Source organism: Pseudomonas sp. R2-37-08W (genome assembly GCF_003851705.1).
Taxonomy (GTDB): Bacteria; Pseudomonadota; Gammaproteobacteria; order Pseudomonadales; family Pseudomonadaceae; genus Aquipseudomonas.
On record NZ_CP027728.1, the window covers coordinates 2,911,013 to 2,932,093 of the forward strand.

The 21,081-nt window shown below is 61.0% G+C and carries 12 protein-coding genes and 3 pseudogenes; 12 read left to right on the forward strand and 3 right to left on the reverse strand.

The features are described from left to right. The first annotated feature begins 177 nt into the window (after positions 1-177). The 5 genes and pseudogenes from C4J93_RS13395 to C4J93_RS27705 form a co-directional block, all read left to right on the forward strand. Positions 178-1,986 carry an ABC transporter ATP-binding protein gene (locus tag C4J93_RS13395; RefSeq protein ID WP_124429586.1) on the forward strand — a complete coding sequence of 603 codons (1,809 nt, stop codon included), beginning with the start codon at positions 178-180 and terminating at the stop codon, positions 1,984-1,986. Positions 1,987-2,263: 277 nt separating this feature from the next. Further along, positions 2,264-3,361, forward strand: a complete 1,098-nt coding sequence (locus tag C4J93_RS13400) for an ABC transporter substrate-binding protein (protein WP_124429587.1) — start codon at positions 2,264-2,266, stop codon at positions 3,359-3,361. Between the two features lie 1,294 nt (positions 3,362-4,655). Beyond that, positions 4,656-5,705: pseudogene (locus C4J93_RS27695) on the forward strand (sensor histidine kinase); the annotation flags it as partial. A 198-nt stretch (positions 5,706-5,903) separates the two neighbouring features. Further along, a pseudogene (locus C4J93_RS27700) lies at positions 5,904-6,239 on the forward strand (response regulator transcription factor); the annotation flags it as partial. A 519-nt stretch (positions 6,240-6,758) separates the two neighbouring features. Further along, positions 6,759-7,097, forward strand: a pseudogene (locus C4J93_RS27705) (ATP-binding protein); the annotation flags it as partial. Positions 7,098-7,261: 164 nt separating this feature from the next. Here the strand turns inward: C4J93_RS27705 and C4J93_RS13410 are convergent. Further along, positions 7,262-8,176, reverse strand: a complete 915-nt coding sequence (locus C4J93_RS13410; RefSeq protein WP_124367023.1) for a LysR family transcriptional regulator — start codon at positions 8,174-8,176, stop codon at positions 7,262-7,264. Positions 8,177-8,445: 269 nt separating this feature from the next. Between C4J93_RS13410 and C4J93_RS13415 the strand changes: the two genes are divergently transcribed. The 4 genes from C4J93_RS13415 to pgm all read left to right on the forward strand — a co-directional run bounded on the left by C4J93_RS13415 (position 8,446) and on the right by pgm (position 14,781). Continuing rightward, complete coding sequence (locus tag C4J93_RS13415) at positions 8,446-9,468, forward strand: zinc-dependent alcohol dehydrogenase family protein (RefSeq protein WP_124362828.1); 1,023 nt, start codon at positions 8,446-8,448, stop codon at positions 9,466-9,468. A 702-nt stretch (positions 9,469-10,170) separates the two neighbouring features. Next, on the forward strand, positions 10,171-11,589 hold the full coding sequence (locus C4J93_RS13420; protein ID WP_124429589.1) for a hypothetical protein: 1,419 nt from the start codon (positions 10,171-10,173) through the stop codon (positions 11,587-11,589). 36 nt (positions 11,590-11,625) lie between these two features. Next, positions 11,626-13,029, forward strand: coding sequence for a PLP-dependent aminotransferase family protein (locus C4J93_RS13425; protein ID WP_124429590.1), 1,404 nt, complete (start codon positions 11,626-11,628; stop codon positions 13,027-13,029). Between the two features lie 108 nt (positions 13,030-13,137). Then, entirely contained in the window at positions 13,138-14,781 is a 1,644-nt protein-coding gene (pgm, locus tag C4J93_RS13430) for a phosphoglucomutase (alpha-D-glucose-1,6-bisphosphate-dependent) (protein WP_124429591.1), read from the forward strand. 125 nt (positions 14,782-14,906) lie between these two features. Here the strand turns inward: pgm and C4J93_RS13435 are convergent, their stop codons facing one another. After that, positions 14,907-15,602, reverse strand: a complete 696-nt coding sequence (locus tag C4J93_RS13435; RefSeq protein ID WP_124429592.1) for a pirin family protein — start codon at positions 15,600-15,602, stop codon at positions 14,907-14,909. Between the two features lie 217 nt (positions 15,603-15,819). On the opposite strand from C4J93_RS13435, the gene C4J93_RS13440 reads away from it, so the two are divergent. Continuing rightward, entirely contained in the window at positions 15,820-18,267 is a 2,448-nt protein-coding gene (locus tag C4J93_RS13440; protein WP_124429593.1) for a UvrD-helicase domain-containing protein, read from the forward strand. A 57-nt stretch (positions 18,268-18,324) separates the two neighbouring features. Here the strand turns inward: C4J93_RS13440 and C4J93_RS13445 are convergent, their stop codons facing one another. Then, positions 18,325-18,597 (reverse strand): DUF1652 domain-containing protein, encoded by a 273-nt coding sequence (locus C4J93_RS13445; RefSeq protein ID WP_124367027.1) that lies wholly within the window; start codon positions 18,595-18,597, stop codon positions 18,325-18,327. Between the two features lie 578 nt (positions 18,598-19,175). Here C4J93_RS13445 and C4J93_RS13450 point away from each other — a divergent pair. Both C4J93_RS13450 and C4J93_RS13455 read left to right on the forward strand, forming a co-directional pair. After that, a complete protein-coding gene (locus C4J93_RS13450) occupies positions 19,176-20,609 on the forward strand; it encodes a serralysin family metalloprotease (protein WP_124370688.1) in 1,434 nt (477 codons plus the stop codon). 47 nt (positions 20,610-20,656) lie between these two features. Further along, positions 20,657-21,013, forward strand: coding sequence for a protease inhibitor Inh/omp19 family protein (locus tag C4J93_RS13455; RefSeq protein WP_124429594.1), 357 nt, complete (start codon positions 20,657-20,659; stop codon positions 21,011-21,013). Positions 21,014-21,081 lie beyond the last annotated feature (68 nt).

The window sequence follows — 21,081 nt, forward strand, 5'->3', positions numbered from 1 at the left end:
TCTATAAAAAACTGCGGGGAAAGTCTTTTTTGGAATAAGCTAATTATTAGATAATGTTATTTTTCCGATTAATAAGATCATCTATTTTTATTATCTGGCCGTTGGATGTGCGCGACGTCATCGCCTGTCATAATCCACCCGTCTCACCCCAGCCCCCACACGGAGTCCATCCCATTGATGGTGCTGTTCAATCGATTGAGCGCGTTTTCCATCCAGGCGCGCAGGGCGCTGAAGCTGGTGTGGGGGACGTCGCGGCCCTTATTCATAGGCCTGCTGCTGGCAACCATCGTTGCCGGTCTGTTGCCTGCGCTGGCGGCCTGGATCGGCCAGCGTATTGTCGATGGCGTGGTGCACGCGATGCAGATTCACGCAGCCGGCAGCCAGGCGCCCGTGTGGCCAGTGATGCAGTACGTGCTGGCCGAGGCGGGCGTGTTGGCGCTGCTGGCCGCCGCCCAGCGCGCGTTGTCGATGCAGCAATCGTTGCTGCGGGTGCAGTTGGGGGTGAAGGTCAACCTGATGATTCTGGAGAAAGCCCAGACCCTCTCACTCCTGCAATTTGAAGACGCCGAGTTCCACGACAAGCTGGTGCGCGTGCGCCAGGGCGCGTCGACACGGCCGCTGAGCCTGGTCACCAAGGGCCTGGGGCTGGTGCAGAACCTGATCTCGCTGATCAGCTTTGCCGTGCTGTTAGTGCACTTTTCGCCGTGGGCGCTGGTGATTCTGGTGGTCGGCGCCTTACCGGTGTTCTTCGCCGAGACGCATTTCTCGGGCAATGCGTTTCGCCTGTTCCACCGGCGCGCGCCCGAGACCCGTCAGCAGAATTACCTGGAATCGCTGCTGTCCCACGAGACCCATGCCAAAGAGGTCAAGCTGTTCGGCCTGGCGCCGCTGTTCCTCAAGCGCTACCGCGACAACGCCCGGCGCTTGTACACCGAAGACCGCCAGTTGACGGTGCGCCGGGATGCCTGGGGCTTTGCCCTGGGCCTGCTGGGCACCGCGGCGTTTTATGTGGCTTACGCCTGGGTGGTGCTGGACACCGTGCGCGGCCAGACCAGCCTGGGACAGATGACCATGTATATCGTGCTGTTCAAGCAGGGGCAAAGCGCGATCACCGCCAGCCTCAGCGCGATTGCCGGCCTGTATGACGACAGTCTGTTTCTGTCGGACCTTTATGAGTACCTGCTGACCCCGGTGGTCGTGCCAAGTGGCCGGCTTACCCAGGGCGCGCGTCCCGGCGACGGTCTGCGCTGCGAGCACGTGGGGTTCAGTTACCCAGGCGCTGAGCGGCCGGCATTGACTGACATCAACCTGCACTTGGCGCCGGGGCAAAGCCTGGCCCTGGTGGGCGAGAATGGCTCGGGCAAAACCAGCCTGATCAAACTGCTCACGCGCCTTTACACCCCGCACGAGGGGCGCATTCTGCTGGATGGCAGCGACTTGCAAGACTGGGATGAACAGACACTGCGCCAGCGCACTGGGGTGATTTTCCAGGATTACATCCGCTACCAGATGACCGTCGGCGAGAACCTTGGAGTGGGTGACGTCGATGCGCTGAACGACGAGGCGCGCTGGCGCACTGCCGCAACCCAGGGGGTGGCCGCCGAATTCATCGAGCGCCTGAGCAAGACCTACGGCACACAGTTAGGGCGCTGGCTTGGCGGCCAGGAGTTGTCGGGTGGGCAATGGCAGAAAGTCGCCTTGTCACGCGCGTATATGCGCCAGGAGGCGGATCTGCTGATTCTTGACGAGCCCACGGCCGCGCTGGACGCCGGCGCCGAGGCGGCGGTGTTCGAGCACTTTCGCGAACACGCCAAGGGCCGCATGACGTTGTTGATTTCCCATCGATTCTCCAGCGTGCGCAATGCCGACCACATCATCGTGCTGGACGGCGGGCGAATCCTGGAGGAGGGCAGCCATCACCAGCTGATGGCGGCGGGTGGGCGCTATGCCGAGTTGTTCGATGTTCAGGCGCGGGGTTATCGCTAGGTCTCCGAGCGCTCGTCCAGTCCATGGGGGCAGTCAGCTCGATTTCGCGCGCAGCAGGTCTGTTGAGACTATGCTCATTCCCACCTCAGGCCATGTGCTGGCTTCAGTTGTCGTCCGCCAAGGAAAGGAGTCTGTACATGTCTGGTTCTTCATACCGGGTTCTATTGTTGCACTGGCCGAACGAGCAGTCCGGCCTACTGAAATGGCTTCATCGACAGGCTGTCGGCAGGTGTAGAGGGATGACTGTGGGTCAATCCCAGGCGCGATGGAGGACGGCATGAAGACTCAACCGATCCACACAATCATGTGGCGCTTCGCCGGCTGCCTGGGTGGGCTAATGATGATTGCCGCCAATCCGGTCCAGGCCGCCGACGGTGGTATCGCCGGCGGCCCTACCGCAAGCTATGGCATTGCCTTCAGCAACTCCTATGCGGGCAGTGATTTTCGCAAGGTGATGGTGCGCAACTGGCAGGAGATTGCGCTCCAGGCGCAAAAAGAGGGTTTGATCGGCGAGGCTCCGGTGGTCAGCGCCAATAACTCGGCCTCGGAACAAGCGGCCCATATCCAGGAGATGATCGTCAACGGCGTCAACGCCATCGTCATCCTGGCCGCGTCCGACACGGCCCTCAACGGGGTCATCCGCGATGCCTGCAACGCCGGCATCGTGGTGGTGGTCATGGCCAGCCTGGTCACCGAACCCTGTGTCTATACGGTGGACTACAACTGGTCCGCCATGGGCCGCGTGGAAATGGATTACATTGCCGAGCGCCTCAAGGGCAAAGGGACACTGCTGGAAATCCGCGGCATTGCCGGCGATGCCACCGATAAAAATATCAGCGACGGCATTCGCAAGGCCGCCAGTGACTATCCGGGCCTGAGGTTCGCCAAGACCGTGTACGGGAACTGGACGGAGTCTGTCGCACGCAAGGAGGTGGCGCTGGCGTTGCCATCGCTGCCCGACATTGATGCCGTTGCTACTCAGGGAGGCGACGGTTATGGCGCGGCCATGGCGTTCAAGGCGGCGGGGCGCCCTTTGCCGATCATCGTGATGGGGAATCGTCAGGACGAACTCACCCTGTGGCAACAGGAGCGCGATGCCAACGGCTACGAGACCGTCTCCGTTTCCGCTTCTCCAAGTGTCTCCCAGGTGGGGTTCTGGGTGGCCCAGCAGGTGCTGGCGGGCAAGCAGGTGCCGAAGTTCGTCGAAGTACCGCTGGTGCGTATCGATGCGAAAGACCTCGACGCCTGGCTCGCCAGCATGCCGGTGGGCGGCGCCGCCAACCCGCTCTACAGCCAGGCTTCCGTCGCGGCGATGATCGACGCGGCCGCCAACCATACGGCGCCGCCGGCGCCTTTGCCGGAAGTTGCGAAGTAGTGGCGGGCGGGGGGCGCGGCTGCGGGGCGCCATGTTGATATTCAAACCCGTCAGTGATCGGCCCATTGCCGTCAAAATTGGCTTGGCGGTCGCCGCCCTGGTGTTCCTGATGTTGACGGTGTCTCTGGTGAACCTCTACGGCCTGCGAGGCATGGTGCGCGCGGTGGACTCGGCCAGTCATTCCGCAGAAATTCTGGCGTCGGTCAACGCGGCCACCGGGCGGGTGGAAAACTTCATTGCCACCCGCGATCAGGAAAGCTTGTCCCAGGCCGAGGGCAGGGTGGCGACGGCTATCGCTGGCCTCACCGCCATTCCGGTGGCCGAGGCGGAATCGCTCAAGGGCAGTCTGGAGCGGCTTGCCGCCGCGATTGCCGCCTTGCGCGCGGCGAGCCTCACCATGGATGGCGAAACGGAGAACATGACCGCCCATTACGGCCGGATGCGAGAGGCGACGACTCTCGTCGAACAGGGCATCGCCGATGGGTTGAAGGCGGTCGACGCTCGCGCCGTTGAGCACCAGGCGCGAGTGAGCAACATCGAAAGTGCCCACCGCATCCTCGATGTCCTGCGCAACGGCGAACGGCTCATCACCGCCAACGTGGCCAGGATCCTGGTGACCGGTGACGGGGTCGCCGCCACTGCGGTGCGTAATGCCTGCGCGGCACTCCAGCCCCTGGTCGAACAGTTGCGCGAGGTGATGGGGACGTCGCAGGAGAGCGAGGTCCTCGACCAGTTGGCCGCGGCGCTCGCGGCTGCCAGTGTGGCGATAGAGCGTCTTGGCGAGGCACCCAGGCTGCGCGCAGAGGAAGTTTTGCGGCATCTCTCCGCCGTGGGGGATGTGGCCGGGCGCCTTGAGGCGCTGTTGAGTGATGTGGATGGGGACGTTGCCCATGACGCCAGCGACATTCAGGCAGCCACCGGTTTGCTGCACAATGCAGCGGCGTTATCCAAGCGTTTCGCCGAGCGTGTGGCGACCCTGGAAGCGCAGACCCTGTCGTTTCGTCTGTCACCGTCGGCCGAGATCGCCGGCGCCGTCGGCACCCTCCTGGACGAGCTACTCCGTCTCTCTCGGGTGCTTCCTTCCTCCGTGGGGCTGCAAGGCACGGCTACGCCGCTGACTGTCAACGAGCAGATTGCCGGCTACCGGGCGGCATTCGCCAGGTTCCATCAGGCAAGCAACGCCTTGAGCGACGCGCGCGACCAGGTTCGCAACGAGGCCCGCAGCGCCGGCCTGTTGGTTGCGCGCTTCGCGGGTCAAGCGCGCTCCGACGCCCTGGTCCACAATGATCGCGGCATGCTTGCGACGATCATTGCGGTTACCGTCGCCATCCTGCTGGCTGGCGCCATTGCCTGGAGCACGTCGCGATTTGTCGCGCAGCCCATCGTGGCGCTGGCCTCGGTCATGCGTCGGCTTGCGGCCGGCGACCTGCACGCCGAGATCGCCAGCGTCGGACGCGGCGACGAGATTGGCATCATGACCCGCGCCGTTCGGGTGTTCCAGGAGAATGCCCTGCGCATCCGGGTGCTGGAGGCCGAAGCCGAAACCGAACGACAGCAAGTCCAGGCCTCTTTGGAGAGAATGGTCGCCGAACGCACCGATACGCTGCACCAACAGACCGAAGTGCTGGAAGCGCAGGCCGTCGAACTTATCCAGGCGCGCAACCAGGCCGAGACGGCCAACCAGGCGAAGAGCGATTTCGTGGCCACGGTCAGCCACGAATTGCGCACCCCCCTGACCCTCATTCTCGCACCCCTGGAGCAGCTCTCGGCGGCGGCCACCCCGCCCGTGGATTGGCGCGTGCAGATCGAGCGCGCCCAACGCAATGCGCTGCGCCTGATGAACCGGGTGAACGATATCCTCGATTTCTCCAAGGCTGAAGCGGGCAAGTTTGAGTTATGTCCAACGTCGGTTGATTTGAACAAAGCGGTGGGGGTGCTGGCCGAGGATGCCGCCATGGTGGCCGAGGGCAAGGGTTGCACCTTGACCTGCAGCATCGACCCCGCGCTCGGCACCGTGTTCCTGGACCCCCGACACTTCGAGAAGATCCTGCTCAACCTGCTGAGCAATGCCATCAAGTTCACGCCCGCTGGCGGCACGGTGCACCTGGCAGTGACGCCGATCGATGGCGAGCGATTTGAACTGGCGGTTCACGACTCGGGGATTGGCATCGCGCCCGACAAACTGCCGCTGCTGTTCCAGCGCTTTTCCCAGATCGACAATTCCGCCACGCGCCACTACAGCGGCACAGGCATCGGCCTGGCCCTGGTCAAGGATCTGGTCGAATTGATGGGCGGCGAAGTCGGCGTCAACAGCGAGCCCGGACGGGGCTCGTGTTTCTTTGTTCGACTTCCGCTGGGGGCTGAGCAAGACAGGATAGCGACCGAAGGCGGCCCTCTGTATGAGCAGCCGTCACTGAGCACAACAAGCTCAACCGAGCAGCGCCACCTGCGGTTTGACGACGGCCACCAGGGCGCTCCAATGCCAGACGCAGACGAGGAGCAGCCCCCGGAACACGCCTCGCGGTCCAGAGTGCTGGTGGTAGACGACAGCCCGGAAATGCTCAGCTATCTCACCGAGCTTTTGCACGACGACTACAGTGTCGCCACTGCAACGGATGGAGAGCAGGCCTGGGCGCTCCTGCAGCGTCGACCGATCGATGTCGTCGTTTCGGATGTGATGATGCCGCTGCTCGACGGCTTCGGCCTGACCGCCAGAATCAAGGCCAGCACCGGTTTTGCCCATTTGCCCGTAATCCTGGTGACCGCCCGCGGCGGCGGTGACGCCTGCGTTTCAGGGCTGGAAAGTGGCGCCGATGACTACATCGCCAAACCCTTCTCGCCGCTGGAGCTCAAGGCTCGCGTTCGCGCGGCGCTGCGCATGAGCCAGGTGCAAAGCGAACTGCATGCCAAATCGCGCCAGGCGGGCATGGCCGAAATCGCCACGGCTGTGCTGCACAACGTCGGCAATGTCCTCAACAGCGTGAACGTCTCGGCAGACCTGGTCAGCAACCAGTTGCGTGCATCCAAAGTCCATGGCCTGGGCAAGGTCGCTCAACTGCTGAACGAACACGTCAACGACCTGAGCGATTTTCTTACCCAGGACCCCAAAGGCAAGATGCTGCCCGACTACCTGCTCAAGCTGGCGCAGGTGGTGACGGCAGAGCAAAAAGGCACTATCGAAGAGCTCGGGCAACTCACCAAGGGCATTGACCACATCAAAACCATTGTCGCTGCCCAGCAGTCCTATGCCGTTGCTGTCAGTGTCGTGGAGACAGTGTCGGTCAGCGCATTAATCGATGATGCCTTGCGCATGAGCGCCGGCTCGCTGGAGCGTCAGGGGGTGACGGTGGTCAAGGAAATTGCCGATGTGCCTCTGCTCGCGCTGGACCGTCACCGTGTGCTGCTGATTCTGGTGAACCTGATCAGCAATGCCAAGCACGCGGTGGAAGGCGTGGCCGATCGCAGCCCATGCGTCACGCTCGATGCCGCCCTCGTTGACTCATCAGGGCTGCGTATTTCGGTGACCGACAACGGCAGCGGGATTACGCCAGAGCACCTGGCGCGGATCTTTTCGCATGGCTTCACCACACGCAAAGAGGGCCACGGCTTCGGCCTGCACAGCTGTGCACTGGCTGCGCAGGAAATGGGTGGCCGCTTGACTGTACACAGCGACGGCGCCGGACAAGGCGCAACGTTTACCCTGGATATCCCCCTTGATGCTTCGCTGAGTCAGTGATGAACAGCGGGAAAATGGATTACGCGCTGCGCCAGCCTGCCCAGAGAAGGAAAATCTTGCCCCCATGGGCTCTGGAGTCCAGTGGAACTGGACGGACGTGACTGAATTAAATTTCGCCGGAACCTTATGTTAATAAAGGCTTTTTGGACTTTAGTGGAATTCCATTACAGGCTATCGGGGTCCCCAAAAAACATCTGAATCCGCGACCGCAACCACCGCTCCCCCGGATCATTATCCTGCGACCCACGCCACGCCATGTGCAGCTCAAACGAACGCACCGGCAGCGGCGGGTCTTCCGCTCGCAAACCACCCGCCGAGGTCAGCGCCTCTGCCGCGTAATCCGGTACGGTGGCGAGGATGTCGGTGCCTGCCAGCAGCGTGCCCAGCCCATTGAACTGCGGCACGGCCAGCACGACGTGGCGTTTGCGATCGAGCTTTTCCAGCTCTTCGTCGATGAACCCGCTCAGGTCACCGGCAAACGAGACCAAGGCATGCGGCCGCGCGCAGAAGTCGTCCAGGCTCAGTGGGCCGGGTACGCTGTCGGCGCGCAGCAGTTTCGGCAGGCTGCGGCGCAAGACCTTGCGCTTGGCGTTGGCCGGCAGGTCGGCGGTGTAGCTGACGCCGATGGAGATTTCGCCGGAGGCCAGCAAGCCGGGCATCAGGATGTAGTTGACGCGACGCACCACCAGCACGATGCCGGGGGCTTCGGCGCGCAGGCGTTTGAGCAATTGCGGCAGCAGGGCGAATTCCACGTCATCGGACAGGCCGATACGGAATACCGCAGTGCTGGTAGCTGGATCGAATTCGGCGGCGCGGCTGACGGCGGTGGAAATCGAGTCCAGGGCCGGGGAGAGCAGGGCGAAGATTTCCACGGCGCGGGCCGTTGGCTCCATGCTGCGCCCGGTGCGTACGAACAGCGGGTCGTCAAACAGCCCGCGCAGGCGTGACAAGGCCGCGCTGATGGCCGGCTGGCCGAGAAACAGTTTCTCGGCGGCGCGGGTCACGCTGCGCTCGTGCATCAAGGTTTCGAATACGATCAAGAGGTTAAGGTCGACACGACGCAGGTCGTTACGGTTCATCTTGTGTCCTGGAAGAGTCAGCGAACTTGACGAGAGCGGCCATATCCAGAACCTCCAAGGTTCCGTTCAGAAGCATGACCGGCATGAATCTTACGGGGAAAGGCTGGTACTCTGCACAAGATAATTGAGTTTTCCTACGATAGCTGAGGTCTATGCCTCACATGCGGAATCAATGACAGGCATGTCGACTATTAATGGCGACCGGTGGTCTTACCGGGAAAGCCCAGATAGAGTTCATGGCATTAGAGGTTACTTTGACGAGGTTTGCGATGTCCCGCACGATTCGTTTTCACAAGTTTGGTCCGGCCGAGGTGCTCAAATGCGAAGAGCATGCAACCGCGCAGCCCGCACCGGGCGAAGTGCAGGTGCGTGTCGACGCGATTGGTATCAGCTGGTACGACGTTTTGTGGCGCCAGAACCTGGCGTCGTCCCATGCACGCCTGCCGTCTGGCCTTGGCCATGAAATGGCCGGCGTGGTTGTCGCCCTGGGCGACGGCGTGGATGACTTGGCGGTGGGCGACAAGGTCGCCAGTTTTCCTGCCGAAAGTCCTAACGATTACCCGGTGTATGGCGAGCAGATCGTCCTGCCCCGTTCGGCCCTGACCCGTTACCCGGATGTCTTGAGCCCCATTGAAGCGAGCGTGCACTACACGCCGCTGCTGATTGCCTACTTTGCCTACATGGACCTGGCGCGGGTCAAGCCTGGGCAATTTGCCTTGGTGACCGATGCCAGCCACTGCGCCGGGCCTTCGTTCGTGCAGTTGGGCAAAGCCTTGGGGGTACGGGTGATTGCCGCGACCAAAGACAGCGCGGAGCGTGAATACCTGCTGTCGCTGGGGGCGGAAAAGGTCATCGTCACCGAAGAGCAGGACCTGCTCATGCAAATCAACAAAATCACGGGTGACCGTGGCGTCGATGTGGTGTTCGACGGCCTGGGCGGGCCGCAGATGTCGCTGCTCGGTGATGTGCTGGCGCCGCGTGGCAGCCTGGTGTTGTATGGCCTGCAAGGCGGTAACCAGACACCTTTCCCGGCCTGCGCCGCGTTCCAGAAGAATATTCAGTTTTTCGTGCATTGCATCGGCAACTTCACCGGCAAGCCGGAGTTGGGCATCATTCAGGACCAGGTGGCGTTGCAGCGCGCCTTGCGGGATATCAACCAACTGACTGCCGACCGGGTACTGGTGCCGTTGAAAACCACGGTGTTTCCGTTCAGTCAATTCGTCGAAGCCCACCGCTATATGGACGAATGCCCGTGCCGCGAACGAGTTGCGTTGCAGGTTGAAGCTGTTTGAGCTGTAGGAGTATTCGCAAATGAATACTCCAGCGTCTGCGCGGATGCAGCAGATGCGCTATTTGTCAGGGCTTAACCCGCGAACGGGTTGAGCCACTCCGAGGGCGTTGCGCCCTGCAAACAATACCTTTGGCCCTTATGCCGCCCTGAAATCCAGCGCGGCGCTGTTGTGTGGGCGTCACTGAAGTTCGCGCCGCAGATCATCTGAACTGCTTTCCTGCGCGGTTCTGTATCTATTAATCATTAGTTGAGTGCCGATAATTGCGGCTTAACCATCATCTCAAGGATTGAGCAATGATCAGCTGCCCGACATTACTGTCTTGCATCAGCAAACTAACGAGGCGTTACCTTGCCCGTCGAAAAAAACGTTCGAAACATCCCTTCTTCTTGCAAGAAGCCAGATTAAGTGGGTGATTTATTATTTGTCGGAGGTTTCGCTAATTAATTAGTTAACGCGCTGTAGGGTAGTGTCGGAACATTCCTAGGAGCTGCCACTTGAGCACACGCGACTGCGGGTTAGCGCGTCTGTCTGTGGGATGGGTTGCCCGCGACTCAGGTGTCCGCTCCGGTAATTTTGTTGCAGGCTGCTAATGTTTAATCATTCTTATGCCCTGCCGCGCAAGACAGACCTACAGATGTAATGGTCAGGCAACGACGTCGCAGAGTTGCTTGAAACTGATATTTCAACTCAGGTAGTAGAACAATGAGCGCAATTCACGAACAAGCCATGAACTATGTTTATCAGCAAGTTCTGCAACGTTTGATGGGGCACTTCACGCGCGCCGAACGGACTGCACTTCAATTGTTGATCCAGCGAATCGTGGTGGCGGCAGGCGGCATGGAACATGTGGGTAACTATAAAGTATTGATCGCCCACGGCGGCGGCGAAGTCAGCAGTTATACGTTGGCGCTGCTGCGTGCGGCGCAGTTGAGCATCGCCGGCCGTACGCCCAAGACCTTTCACCTGCGCGTGGCGACGCTGCGGCATGCAGGGATGACCCAGGCCACACTGGGCAGGCTGAATGAGGGCTACAGCGCGCTGTTTTTTCACGATGACCCGCGGGTGGAGGTGCTGATGGTGGAAAATCAGGAGGTGCAGCCTTTCAATCATCAGCGGCCCGCTTCCAGCGCCGGCCGTGAGGTCAACCAACGCGACCGGCTGATGATCGGGCACCTGACGTCCGGGGATGTGCGGGCCACGCTGTGCACTGACACTTACCTGGCCCTGGGGGATTTCTACCAGCGTGTGAGCACGTGGAACGGCGGCGTGCATGCGCTGGTCAGCGGCGACTCTGCGCGCAAGCAAAGCCAATACCTGGCCTGGCTGAAGCGTTCGGCCCTGGCTGCGGGTGTCGCTGTCCCGCCGCGCCGGCCCGCGTCGCTCAACATTCTGTTTGCGCGCATGGAAGAATGGAGTACCGGTTGCTACCGTGACCTCTACGGCGAGCAATACGTGGAGGCCCAGAGCCCGGGCCGTGGCGGGCACCGCCATGTGGCTTATATCGGGGTTGCCGACCTGCTCGACGAGGTCGACGTTGCCTCGTCACCGCTGCTCACCGAGTTCCTGGCCCACAAATCGGACCCGTTCGACTTTCACTTCAGTCATCCTGACTATCCCAACCCGTTGCTCATGGCGCATCTGCACGGGTTGCAGGCCCAATGCCTGCGTGAGCTGTCCTACGGCGAAGGCGTCGAGGCTTTTGTGCGGCAGGCGAGGGACGCGATGAGCCGTCGACACATTCCAGACACCTTGATCGATGCATTGGGCGGCCACGATGGGCGCATATTGTCGACGACCTATGCCCAGGAATTCTTCGGCCTGGACGAGGGCCAGTTGACTTGCCTGTTGTTCTCTCCCTTCATCCATCATGGCGAGCGCCTCGAGGGTTACCTGCGCCAATGCCACCCCGGCATGCTGGTGGGGCTTCCCGAGTTGCACAAGGCGCTGCAGGGCAGGCCCGCCGCAGAGATGCTGCAGCAGTGGCTGATTGATACCAGCGGCCTGCCATTGCCTCTGTTACAAAACCTGTACCGCAAGCGTCCTCAGCAGGCGGGTCGTGGTACCCAGGCGCGCAAACGGCGTGGGGCGCAGGCGCAGATTGCGCAAGTGTCGGGGCGTTAGCCGCGTGCCTGTGCGTGCGAACCCGGGCGGGCGCTCATGAAACTGCGCGGGGAGCGGCAAGCGGATTTTGCCTACCAGGCGGTGTATCGCTACATGATCAACCTGATCAACGAAGTCAGCCTGGAAAAACCGGTAAAGCTGCCGTCCCTGCGGCAGTTGTCGACCCGCTTGAAGGTGTCGATCTCGACGATCCAGTACGCCTACTCGATATTGGAAAAGGAAGGGCGGATCTACTCGGTGGCCAAGTCCGGCTACTTTGCCTGGCCGGTGGCCGCCAACGCGCCAGTGGCCACGAGTGGGGACTTGCTTGAGCGCCTTTACGCGGCAGCGCGGCGGCCTGGCATGGTGGTACTCAGTGGCGACGAACCGGCGCTGCTGGGCTCACTCGATGGTGCGTTGCTTTCACTGGAGCGCCAACTGATCCGCCGCTATCCGCACCACCTGCAAACCCACTCGCAACCCTCCGGCGTCTGGGAGCTGCGCGCGGCGCTGGCGGCACGTTATACCTCATCGCCCACGCGCTGCTGGCAGGCGGATGAGGTGTATATCGGCGCCGACGTGCGTGGCGTCCTGGAGATCCTGATTGACGCCCTGGGCCTCAAAGGCAGCGTGGTGGTGGCCGAATCACCCTGCGATTACCTGGTCTTGCGCCTGTTGCAGGGGGCCGGCGTGCGGGTAATCGAATTGCCCTGGCTCGCCGACGGCCGCTTCGATCTGAGCACCTTTGAACACCTGCTCAGCCACGAGCCGGTGCACTTGGTGGTGCTGTCATCGGCGGTGAGCATGCCGTCGGGCAGCGTGCTGTCGGTTCAGGAGCGCATGCAGGTGGCGCAGTTGCTGGACCGATTCGGCTGCTGGCTGCTGGAGAATGACACCTTTGGCGAACTGAGCTTCGCACCGTCCTCCGTGCCCCTGCGGCACCTGGTCGAGCCTGAACGGCTGATAGTGTTCTCCTCGTTCGAGAAGATCCTCGGCCCGGAAGCACCGTTTGGTTTTGTACTGTCGCGCCAGCTGAGCCGCGAGCTGCAGCGTCAGTTTTTATTGCGTGCATTCCGCTTGTCGTCGATTCGTCAGCGCGCCATTGCCCGCTTGTACGAAAGCGGGCGGTATGACCAGCATGTGCAGACGTTACGCCAGCGCCTGCGTGAGCAGGCACAGGCCATGAGCCTGCGCCTGGAGGCGCGTCTGGAGGGGCGGGTGAGCTATCGGGTGCCCGGCGCCGGCGCGAGTTTCTGGTTGCAGTCGACGGCGGCAGTGGACATGCGCCATGTGTTCCAGCGCATGGTCACGCAGCAGGTGGTGATCGCTCCCGGTGAGCTGTTCAGCCTCAGCGGTTTGCATCACCAGCATATGCGCCTGGGGCACGCGTTCAGCGGGCATCCGAACCTGGACATCGCCTTGGACGCATTGGCAGAGGCACTGCAGCAGGCGCAGATTTGACGCGTATGAAATTTCTGTATTAGTTGTTGGATCGATACCGTCGCGCCGTAGTCCAAGTCACCGTAAACTGTCATTTTTCCGAATCCTTATTTTTCTCGAGGTTTATGCATGACTATCAGTCCTTTTGCGGGCAAGCCGGCGCCAGCCCAGTTGCTGGTGGACATCCCGCGACTGGTCACGGCCTATTACACCGGCCAGCCTGATGCAGCGATCTCCACCCAGCGCGTGGCCTTTGGTACCTCCGGGCACCGTGGCAGCTCGTTCGAGCTGAGCTTCAACGAATGGCATGTGCTCGCGATCAGCCAGGCCATCTGCCTGTACCGCCAGGCCCAGGGCATCGACGGCCCGTTGTTTGTCGGCCTGGACACCCACGCGCTGTCGACGCCGGCCGGCGCCAGCGCGCTGGAAGTGCTCGCCGCCAATGGCGTGCACGTAATGCTCGCCGAGGGCGACGAATACACACCCACGCCGGCAATTTCCCACGCGATCATCTGCTACAACCGTGGCCGCACCAGCGGGCTGGCGGACGGTATCGTCATCACGCCGTCCCACAACCCGCCGCAAAGTGGCGGCTACAAGTACAACCCGCCTAACGGTGGCCCGGCCGACACCCACGTCACCAAGTGGATCGAAGCCAAGGCCAACGAGCTGCTGGCCAACAAGCTCGCCGGGGTCAAGCGCATCACCCACGCCCAGGCGCTGAAGGCCGATACCACGCACCGGCATGATTACCTCAACAGCTACGTGGCCGACCTGGTCAATGTGATCGACATGGACGCCATCCGCAGCGCCGGCCTGCGCCTGGGCGTCGACCCACTGGGCGGAGCAGGGGTGCGCTACTGGTCGGCGATTGCCGAGCACTACCGGCTGAACCTGGACGTGGTGAACACCGAAGTCGACGCTACTTTCCGCTTCATGAGCGTCGACTGGGACGGCCAGATCCGCATGGACCCGTCTTCCAGCTACGCCATGCAAGGCCTGATTGGCCTCAAGGAGCGCTTCGATGTGGCGTTTGCCTGCGACCCGGACCACGACCGTCACGGTATCGTGACCCCGTCCGGCGGGCTGTTGGCGCCGAATAACTACCTGGCGGTGTCCATCGATTATCTGTTCCAGAACCGTCCCGACTGGCGCGCCGATGCGGCGGTGGGCAAAACCGTGGTCAGCAGTGGCCTGATCGATCGCGTCGCCGCGCGCATCGGTCGGCGTTTGTACGAAGTGCCGGTGGGCTTCAAATGGTTTGCTGACGGTCTGTTTGATGGGTCGCTGGGGTTTGGTGGCGAAGAAAGCGCCGGGGCTTCGTTCCTGCGCAAAGACGGTACGGTCTGGAGCACCGACAAGGACGGCCTGATCCCGGCTTTGCTTGCGGCCGAAATTACCTCGCGCAAAGGCCAGGACCCGAGTCAGATCTATCGCGGCCTGACCGACGCCCTCGGCGAACCCTTTGCCATCCGCGTCGATGCCAAAGCCACGCCAGCGCAAAAAGCCCTGCTGGGCAAACTGTCGCCGGAGCAGGTGACGTCCACGCAATTGGCCGGCGAAAGCATCCAGCAGATCCTCAGCCATGCGCCGGGTAACAACCAGGCGATCGGCGGCTTGAAGGTGATGACCGAAAACGGCTGGTTCGCCGCCCGTCCGTCGGGCACCGAGGACATCTACAAGATCTATGCCGAGAGCTTTATCGGCGAAGATCACCTCAAGCAGCTGGTGGAAGAGGCTCAGGTACTGGTAGACGGAGCAATCTCCCAGTAATCACGCAACACCCATGTGGGAGGGGGCTTGCCCCCGATAGCGATGTGTCAGTCGATATATTCGATGCTGATCCACCGCGATCGGGAGCAAGCCCCTCCCACATTAGAGGCCAACAAGGCTTGAGATCAGGCGAGATCGACCAACACAATCTCGCTGTCTTCAATCGCCGTCACCCGCAACACCTGCTCATCCGCAACCGCCACCCCGTCTCGAGCCTGCGCACGCAAGCCGTTGACTTCAATCGTCCCCGTTGCCGGCACCAGGTACGCCCGGCGGCCGCTGTCCAGCCGATACTCGGCACTTTCCCCGGTCTTCAGATTGGCCGCCACCAGGCGTGCATCGGCACGAATGCGCAGGCTCTGCGTGTCTCCGGCCTTGCCGCTGGCCAGGGTCACGAAGCCTTCGCGCGCACCCTGTGGAAACGGCCTGGCGCCCCAGGAGGGCGGCAGGCCGGCCTCATTCGGGATGATCCAGATCTGGAAGATCTTGGTCGGCGTGGCTTCCAGGTTGTATTCGCTGTGAGCGATCCCGGTGCCAGCGCTCATCACCTGTACGTCGCCAGCCTCGGTGCGGCCCTTGTTGCCCAGGTTATCGGCATGACTGATCGCGCCTTCACGCACGTAGGTGATGATTTCCATGTCGCGGTGCGCGTGCTGCGGGAAGCCGCTGCCCGGCGCGATGATGTCGTCGTTCCACACCCGCAGGTTGCCCCAGTGCATACGCTCGGGGTCATGGTATTCGGCAAATGAAAAGTGATGATGGGCGTCGAGCCAGCCATGGTGGGCGCCGCCCAGGGTGTTGAAGGGTCGAAGTTCAAGCATGATCGTCTCCTGTGGATAGCTCTATGGTCCATCAGTGCATGATCGATAAAAAGCGTAAAAAATGCCTGATTCCTATCTGTTTATTTGATGTTTATCTCAGGTATCAACTTTCACTTCATCGCCTAACCGCATGAGATCAAAGCATTTGGCTGGAACTGAGCGGCAATTCCGGCGACCATGGCGCACTGTAAAAACCTAGCTCATCGCAGGAGTCCGCGTGCCGCACCCACAGCCTGATCTGCCCCCTGAACTGCGCCCCCTGGCTGAAATGCCGCTACTGAAACGGCTTGCCGCGCGCCTGTTCGGCCATGGCCTCACGCGTTTGCGCGCTCAGCATCGGTTTTCGTGGTTGCATGGCCAGGCCGACGGTTTTCGCAGCGGGCATGAAGCCGGGGTGGAATATGGTTACCGCGAGGGCAAGGCGGACGGTTTGGAGGAGGGCCGGCAAGTCCTGCTGATCCGCGATTTCCGGTCCGATGAACCCCGTGCGCCAGGCATTGATGACAGCCTGTTCGATAACTGGCGATTGCCGCTCACCGCTGACATAAAAAAGCGCATCAAGGCCGACGTTGCACGTTTGCTGCCGGCACACGCCCAGCCCAGTGCGGCGCAGTGGAAGATGATCTTCAGCGACACGCCGTCCACTTCGGTGATTGCCGGTGCCGGTGCGGGCAAGTCCACCTCTCTGGTACTGCGCATTCTGTTGCTCACCCATTACCTGGGCTTCGAGTTGAGTTCGATGACCGTGGTGACGTTTACTCGCGAATCGCGCAAAGACTTCATCCAAAAGCTCATGCACATTCTCAGCTTATGGGGCCAACCCCTTGACCATAAAGAGGCCCAGGCGGTGGTGCGCACCTTTCACTCACGCATCCTGCCGATGGTGCGCAGCCTGCCGGGCTTTGAGCGACTGCAAGCCTTCGAGAACCTCAGCGCCGGGTTCGAGGATGCCGACAGCAACCCGTTCGACCTGCGCATCAACGACGCCCAGCGCCAGCAGATGAACGCGTGTTACCACCGCTTGCACGGCCGCCATGCGCGTTTTCGCGAGTTGATCGCACCGCTGGCACGCCATGGGCTGCAGCTCAAGGAACTGGAGCGTGATCATCCCGATGTGCAGAAGCGCGTGGCGGTCACGGAATTGGCGGCCAAGCGTGACGAAGAACTCTGTGACGTCATCGAGGACCTGTGGTTTCGTGCTGGCGCCTGGCCCATCAAGGGCATCGAACCGAGCCGGCAGACGTTCGAGATCAATGGCGCGCAGTTTCATTGCCATGGCTATATCCCTGAACTGGACGCCTGGGTAGTGCTGGGCTTCGATTCGCGGGAAAACCCCCAGATCAGCCGGCCAAATGCCAAGCTATCCGTGCGCGCAGAGTGGGCGGTAAAGCGCACGCTGTTTCAAGCTTTCTGTCGTAAGCCATTGATATGGATAGAAAGCTATGAATCTTCAAAGCGATTGTTAAGTTGCCTGGCGGGCGATGCCACGGCCGGGCCCGGGTTTGATTACAAGGTCAAGGGCGAGCTTGCCTCGGCGCCGCTCCTCGACAGCTTCGTCATGGCCGCCGGCTTTATCGAGAACCTCGGGTTGGATGTGCCCACCGCCGTGGGCCGGATGAGCTTCGCCAAAGACGATCCGGACCGCTTGTTCTTCGAGGCCCTGGGTATTTTCTGGAAAGCCCTGGAAGACCACTTGCTTGAGCAATCGCCGCCGATCATGACCTATAACCGCATGTTTTCGTTGTTTGGCGAAAACACCCCAGAGAACCTCAAGCTGCTCAGCGACGCGCTGCTGCGGCCGATGTCGCACCTGATGATCGACGAATTCCAGGATGTGTCGCCGCAGATCGTCTCGTGGATCCGCGCCAGCCTGCGTGAAATCCGCAGCCGTGGCCCGGCCATGCACGTGGGTCGCGGGGCGCAGCGTTCATCGTTGCTGTGCGTAGGGGATGACTGGCAGTCCATCTATGGCTGGCGCGGTAGCTCGCCCACGTACTTCATGGAATTCAACAAGGAGTTCACCTCGCCGAGCACCACCCGCGTCATGCTGAGTGAGAATTACCGTAGCCACCAACACATCATCGACGCTGCCGAGCACATCGTGCGCAGTGCCCCGGCCATTCCCGGCAAGAAGGCGAAGGCCGCTGGCGAGCCCAGGCCCTTGGTGCCGGTGACGGTGCTGGAGCGCGACGATGCGGCGTTGGCCCGGCAGTTGATCGAGCACTATCAGCGGGGCGGTACAGTATTAATGCTGTATCGAAAAAGCAGCGATAAGCTGTTGATACAAGAGCATATTCAGGCGGTAGTTAATCTGGATTCGAGTTTGCCACCGCAGGCGCGCAGGCTGAAACAGCTGACCTACCACAGCGCCAAGGGCCTGCAGGCGGATGCGGTGTTTCTACTCGGGGACTGCCAACACCTGACCAGCTCGCCTTACAAGAACCAGGTCTACCGCATGGCGGGCCTGGGCAGGGACGGCGACAGCGAGGCGTACGACAACGCCCAAAAAGACGAAGTGCTGCGCCTGGCCTATGTCGGCATCACTCGAGCAGTCAGCCACTGCTATTGGTATGTGGAAAAGCCGGAAGGCCAGGCGGTGAATGTGCCGAAGGCGTCGGAACGGGTGGACGGCAAAAAAGTGTTTTTCGACGATCAGCGCGGTTAATGTGGGAGGGGGCTTGCCCCCTCCCACAGTTGGATCTCACAGGTCTGCAGCAATTGATCAGGCCCGCAACGACAGAGGCGGCACAAAACACTCCAGCTCAGCTTCCACCGCCTCGATAATGCGCTCCACATCGGCGGCGTTCATCACCGTAGCGCAGGGAATGCCAGCGATCGCGATCAGCGTCTCGCCGCTGGCCCGGTCGAACAGGCGGGCAACCATGCTGCCGGGGGCGTCCATGCTCCCTTCGAAGCCCATCGGATGAAAATGCCAGCGCATCAGCTGACAGGCATTGGGGAATGTCACTTTGTTCATGTTGCCTACCTTGTTCATTGAGCGCTTCCTTTAGCTCGCGGCAGGGGCCAGGACCTTCACTAGTCATGGCATCGAACCCTCAAAATAGCATTCGTTCGCAAGCACGGCGCGACTTTTTCAGGCCCGTTCGGCGGTTCTTTGAACGGACATTGACCTGGATCATGTCCCAAACCCCAGGGTGTCCAGGTCACGCCCCAATGTGTGGATAAACAACGAGCGTATGTCCCAGTAAAAGGGGACAGCGGAGTCTATTACTTACAAGTAGTGGCTCTTTAATGTCGCTAATGACACCGTGACAATATATTGGATCCATTAAATACGGCGCTCAACTAGAGCGGCTTATGGGTATTTAATATTTAAATATCACTTTGGCCTATTTGGTCGTTCAAATACAACCGTCCCCAACAAACGCGGCGCGCGACTTCTCCAAGTTGCCTGCGGGTCAGCTTTTCCCTGCTGAAATATGTGTAGACGAAAGATTTCAGATTGTGTCAGTTTTCTTACGCCTTCAAAAGAGGTGAGTGATAGGACTATCCTCGCCCGCGAGGTTCCTATCGAACAAAGACTGATGCACTTGCAAACAAGGAAGTACGTTTATGTCAAAAGTAAAAGACAAGGCTATTGTATCTGCCGCGCAAGCCAGCACTGCTTACTCGCAAATCGATAGCTTCAGCCATTTGTATGACCGTGGCGGCAACCTGACGGTCAATGGCAAACCGTCCTACAGCGTGGACCAGGCAGCGACCCAGCTGCTGCGGGATGGCGCCGCCTACCGGGACTTTGATGGCAACGGCAAGATCGATCTGACCTACACCTTCCTCACCTCGGCATCCTCGAGCACCATGAACAAGCATGGCATCTCGGGCTTCAGCCAATTCAACGCCCAGCAGAAAGCACAGGCCGCACTGGCCATGCAATCCTGGTCGGATGTTGCCAACGTGACCTTTACCGAAAAGGCTTCCGGCGGTGACGCACATATGACCTTCGGCAACTACAGCGGCGGCCAGGATGGCGCGGCGGCTTTCGCCTACCTGCCCGGCACCGGTGCAGGCTACGACGGCACCTCGTGGTACCTGACCAACAACAGCTACACGCCGAACAAAACCCCGGACCTGAACAACTATGGCCGGCAGACCCTGACCCACGAAATCGGCCACACCCTGGGCCTGGCTCACCCTGGCGACTACAACGCCGGGAATGGCAACCCGACCTATAACGACGCGACCTATGGACAGGACACGCGTGGCTATAGCGTCATGAGTTACTGGAGCGAGAGCAACACCAACCAGAACTTCAGCAAAGGCGGAGTGGAGGCTTACGCTTCCGGTCCGCTGATCGACGATATCGCCGCGATCCAGAAGCTCTACGGTGCCAACCTCAATACCCGCGCCGGTGACACCACCTACGGTTTCAACTCCAACACCGGGCGCGATTTCCTCAGCGCCACGTCCAACGCCGACAAGCTGGTGTTCTCGGTATGGGACGGTGGTGGCAATGACACCCTGGACTTCTCCGGCTTCACGCAAAACCAGAAGATCAACCTCAATGCCACCTCGTTCTCCGACGTCGGCGGCTTGGTGGGCAACGTTTCCATCGCCAAGGGCGTGACGGTCGAGAACGCCTTCGGTGGCGCGGGCAACGACCTGATCATTGGTAACCAGGCCGCCAACCTCATCAAGGGCGGGGCTGGCAACGACCTCATCTACGGTGGCGGCGGTGCGGACCAACTGTGGGGCGGCGCCGGCAGCGACACCTTTGTGTTCGGTGCCGTGTCCGATTCCAAGCCAGGGGCGGCGGACAAGATCTTTGACTTCACCTCAGGTTCCGACAAGATCGACCTGTCCGGTATCACCAAAGGCGCGGGCGTGAGCTTCGTCAACGCGTTTACCGGGCATGCCGGCGACGCGGTGCTGTCCTACGCCTCGGGTACTAACCTGGGTACGTTGGCCGTTGACTTCTCCGGGCACGGCGTGGCGGATTTCCTCGTCACCACCGTTGGCCAGGCGGCTGCCAGCGACATCGTGGCGTGATGTAAAGCGCGGCGCTCCGGCGCCGCGTTCCAGGATGGAGCCAAACGATGCAGCGTTTTTCCAAGTGGTTGACCCTTTTGATCGTGTCGGCAGGAGCCCATGCAATGGCGAGCAGTCTTGTTTTACCCAGCACCGCGCAGTTGGCGGGGCATTGGCAGTTGCACCAGGGTGACCAGGTGTGCGCGCTGGACCTGCTCGAGCAGTCCAACAGCCTGGGGGGCGATGTGGCGTGTGTCGCACAATGGCTGGGCGATAAACCGCTGACGTGGTCGCCGACGCCGGACGGTATCTGGCTGATGAATGCCGAAGGCAGTGGCATTACGCACTTGAATCGCCAGAAGGAGGGCGAATATCAGGCCCGCACTAAATCTGGAGCCGTCGTGGTGCTGCAACGTACACCTTAGTTTCAGGTTATAAGCTTATAACTTCATTTGTTAGTTGACCGCCCGCTATTCAGGGGTAGGGCAACTAG

Excerpts from the sequence above, each read along its gene's own strand:
- C4J93_RS13425 (WP_124429590.1), top strand. The coding sequence starts at position 11,626 with ATGAAACTGCGCGGGGAGCGGCAAGCGGATTTTGCCTACCAGGCGGTG.
- C4J93_RS13420 (WP_124429589.1), top strand. The coding sequence starts at position 10,171 with ATGAGCGCAATTCACGAACAAGCCATGAACTATGTTTATCAGCAAGTT.
- C4J93_RS13395 (WP_124429586.1), top strand. The coding sequence starts at position 178 with ATGGTGCTGTTCAATCGATTGAGCGCGTTTTCCATCCAGGCGCGCAGG.
- C4J93_RS13450 (WP_124370688.1), top strand. The coding sequence starts at position 19,176 with ATGTCAAAAGTAAAAGACAAGGCTATTGTATCTGCCGCGCAAGCCAGC.
- pgm (WP_124429591.1), top strand. The coding sequence starts at position 13,138 with ATGACTATCAGTCCTTTTGCGGGCAAGCCGGCGCCAGCCCAGTTGCTG.
- C4J93_RS13445 (WP_124367027.1), bottom strand. The coding sequence starts at position 18,597 with ATGAACAAGGTAGGCAACATGAACAAAGTGACATTCCCCAATGCCTGT.
- C4J93_RS13415 (WP_124362828.1), top strand. The coding sequence starts at position 8,446 with ATGTCCCGCACGATTCGTTTTCACAAGTTTGGTCCGGCCGAGGTGCTC.
- C4J93_RS13400 (WP_124429587.1), top strand. The coding sequence starts at position 2,264 with ATGAAGACTCAACCGATCCACACAATCATGTGGCGCTTCGCCGGCTGC.
- C4J93_RS13455 (WP_124429594.1), top strand. The coding sequence starts at position 20,657 with ATGCAGCGTTTTTCCAAGTGGTTGACCCTTTTGATCGTGTCGGCAGGA.
- C4J93_RS13435 (WP_124429592.1), bottom strand. The coding sequence starts at position 15,602 with ATGCTTGAACTTCGACCCTTCAACACCCTGGGCGGCGCCCACCATGGC.
- C4J93_RS13410 (WP_124367023.1), bottom strand. The coding sequence starts at position 8,176 with ATGAACCGTAACGACCTGCGTCGTGTCGACCTTAACCTCTTGATCGTA.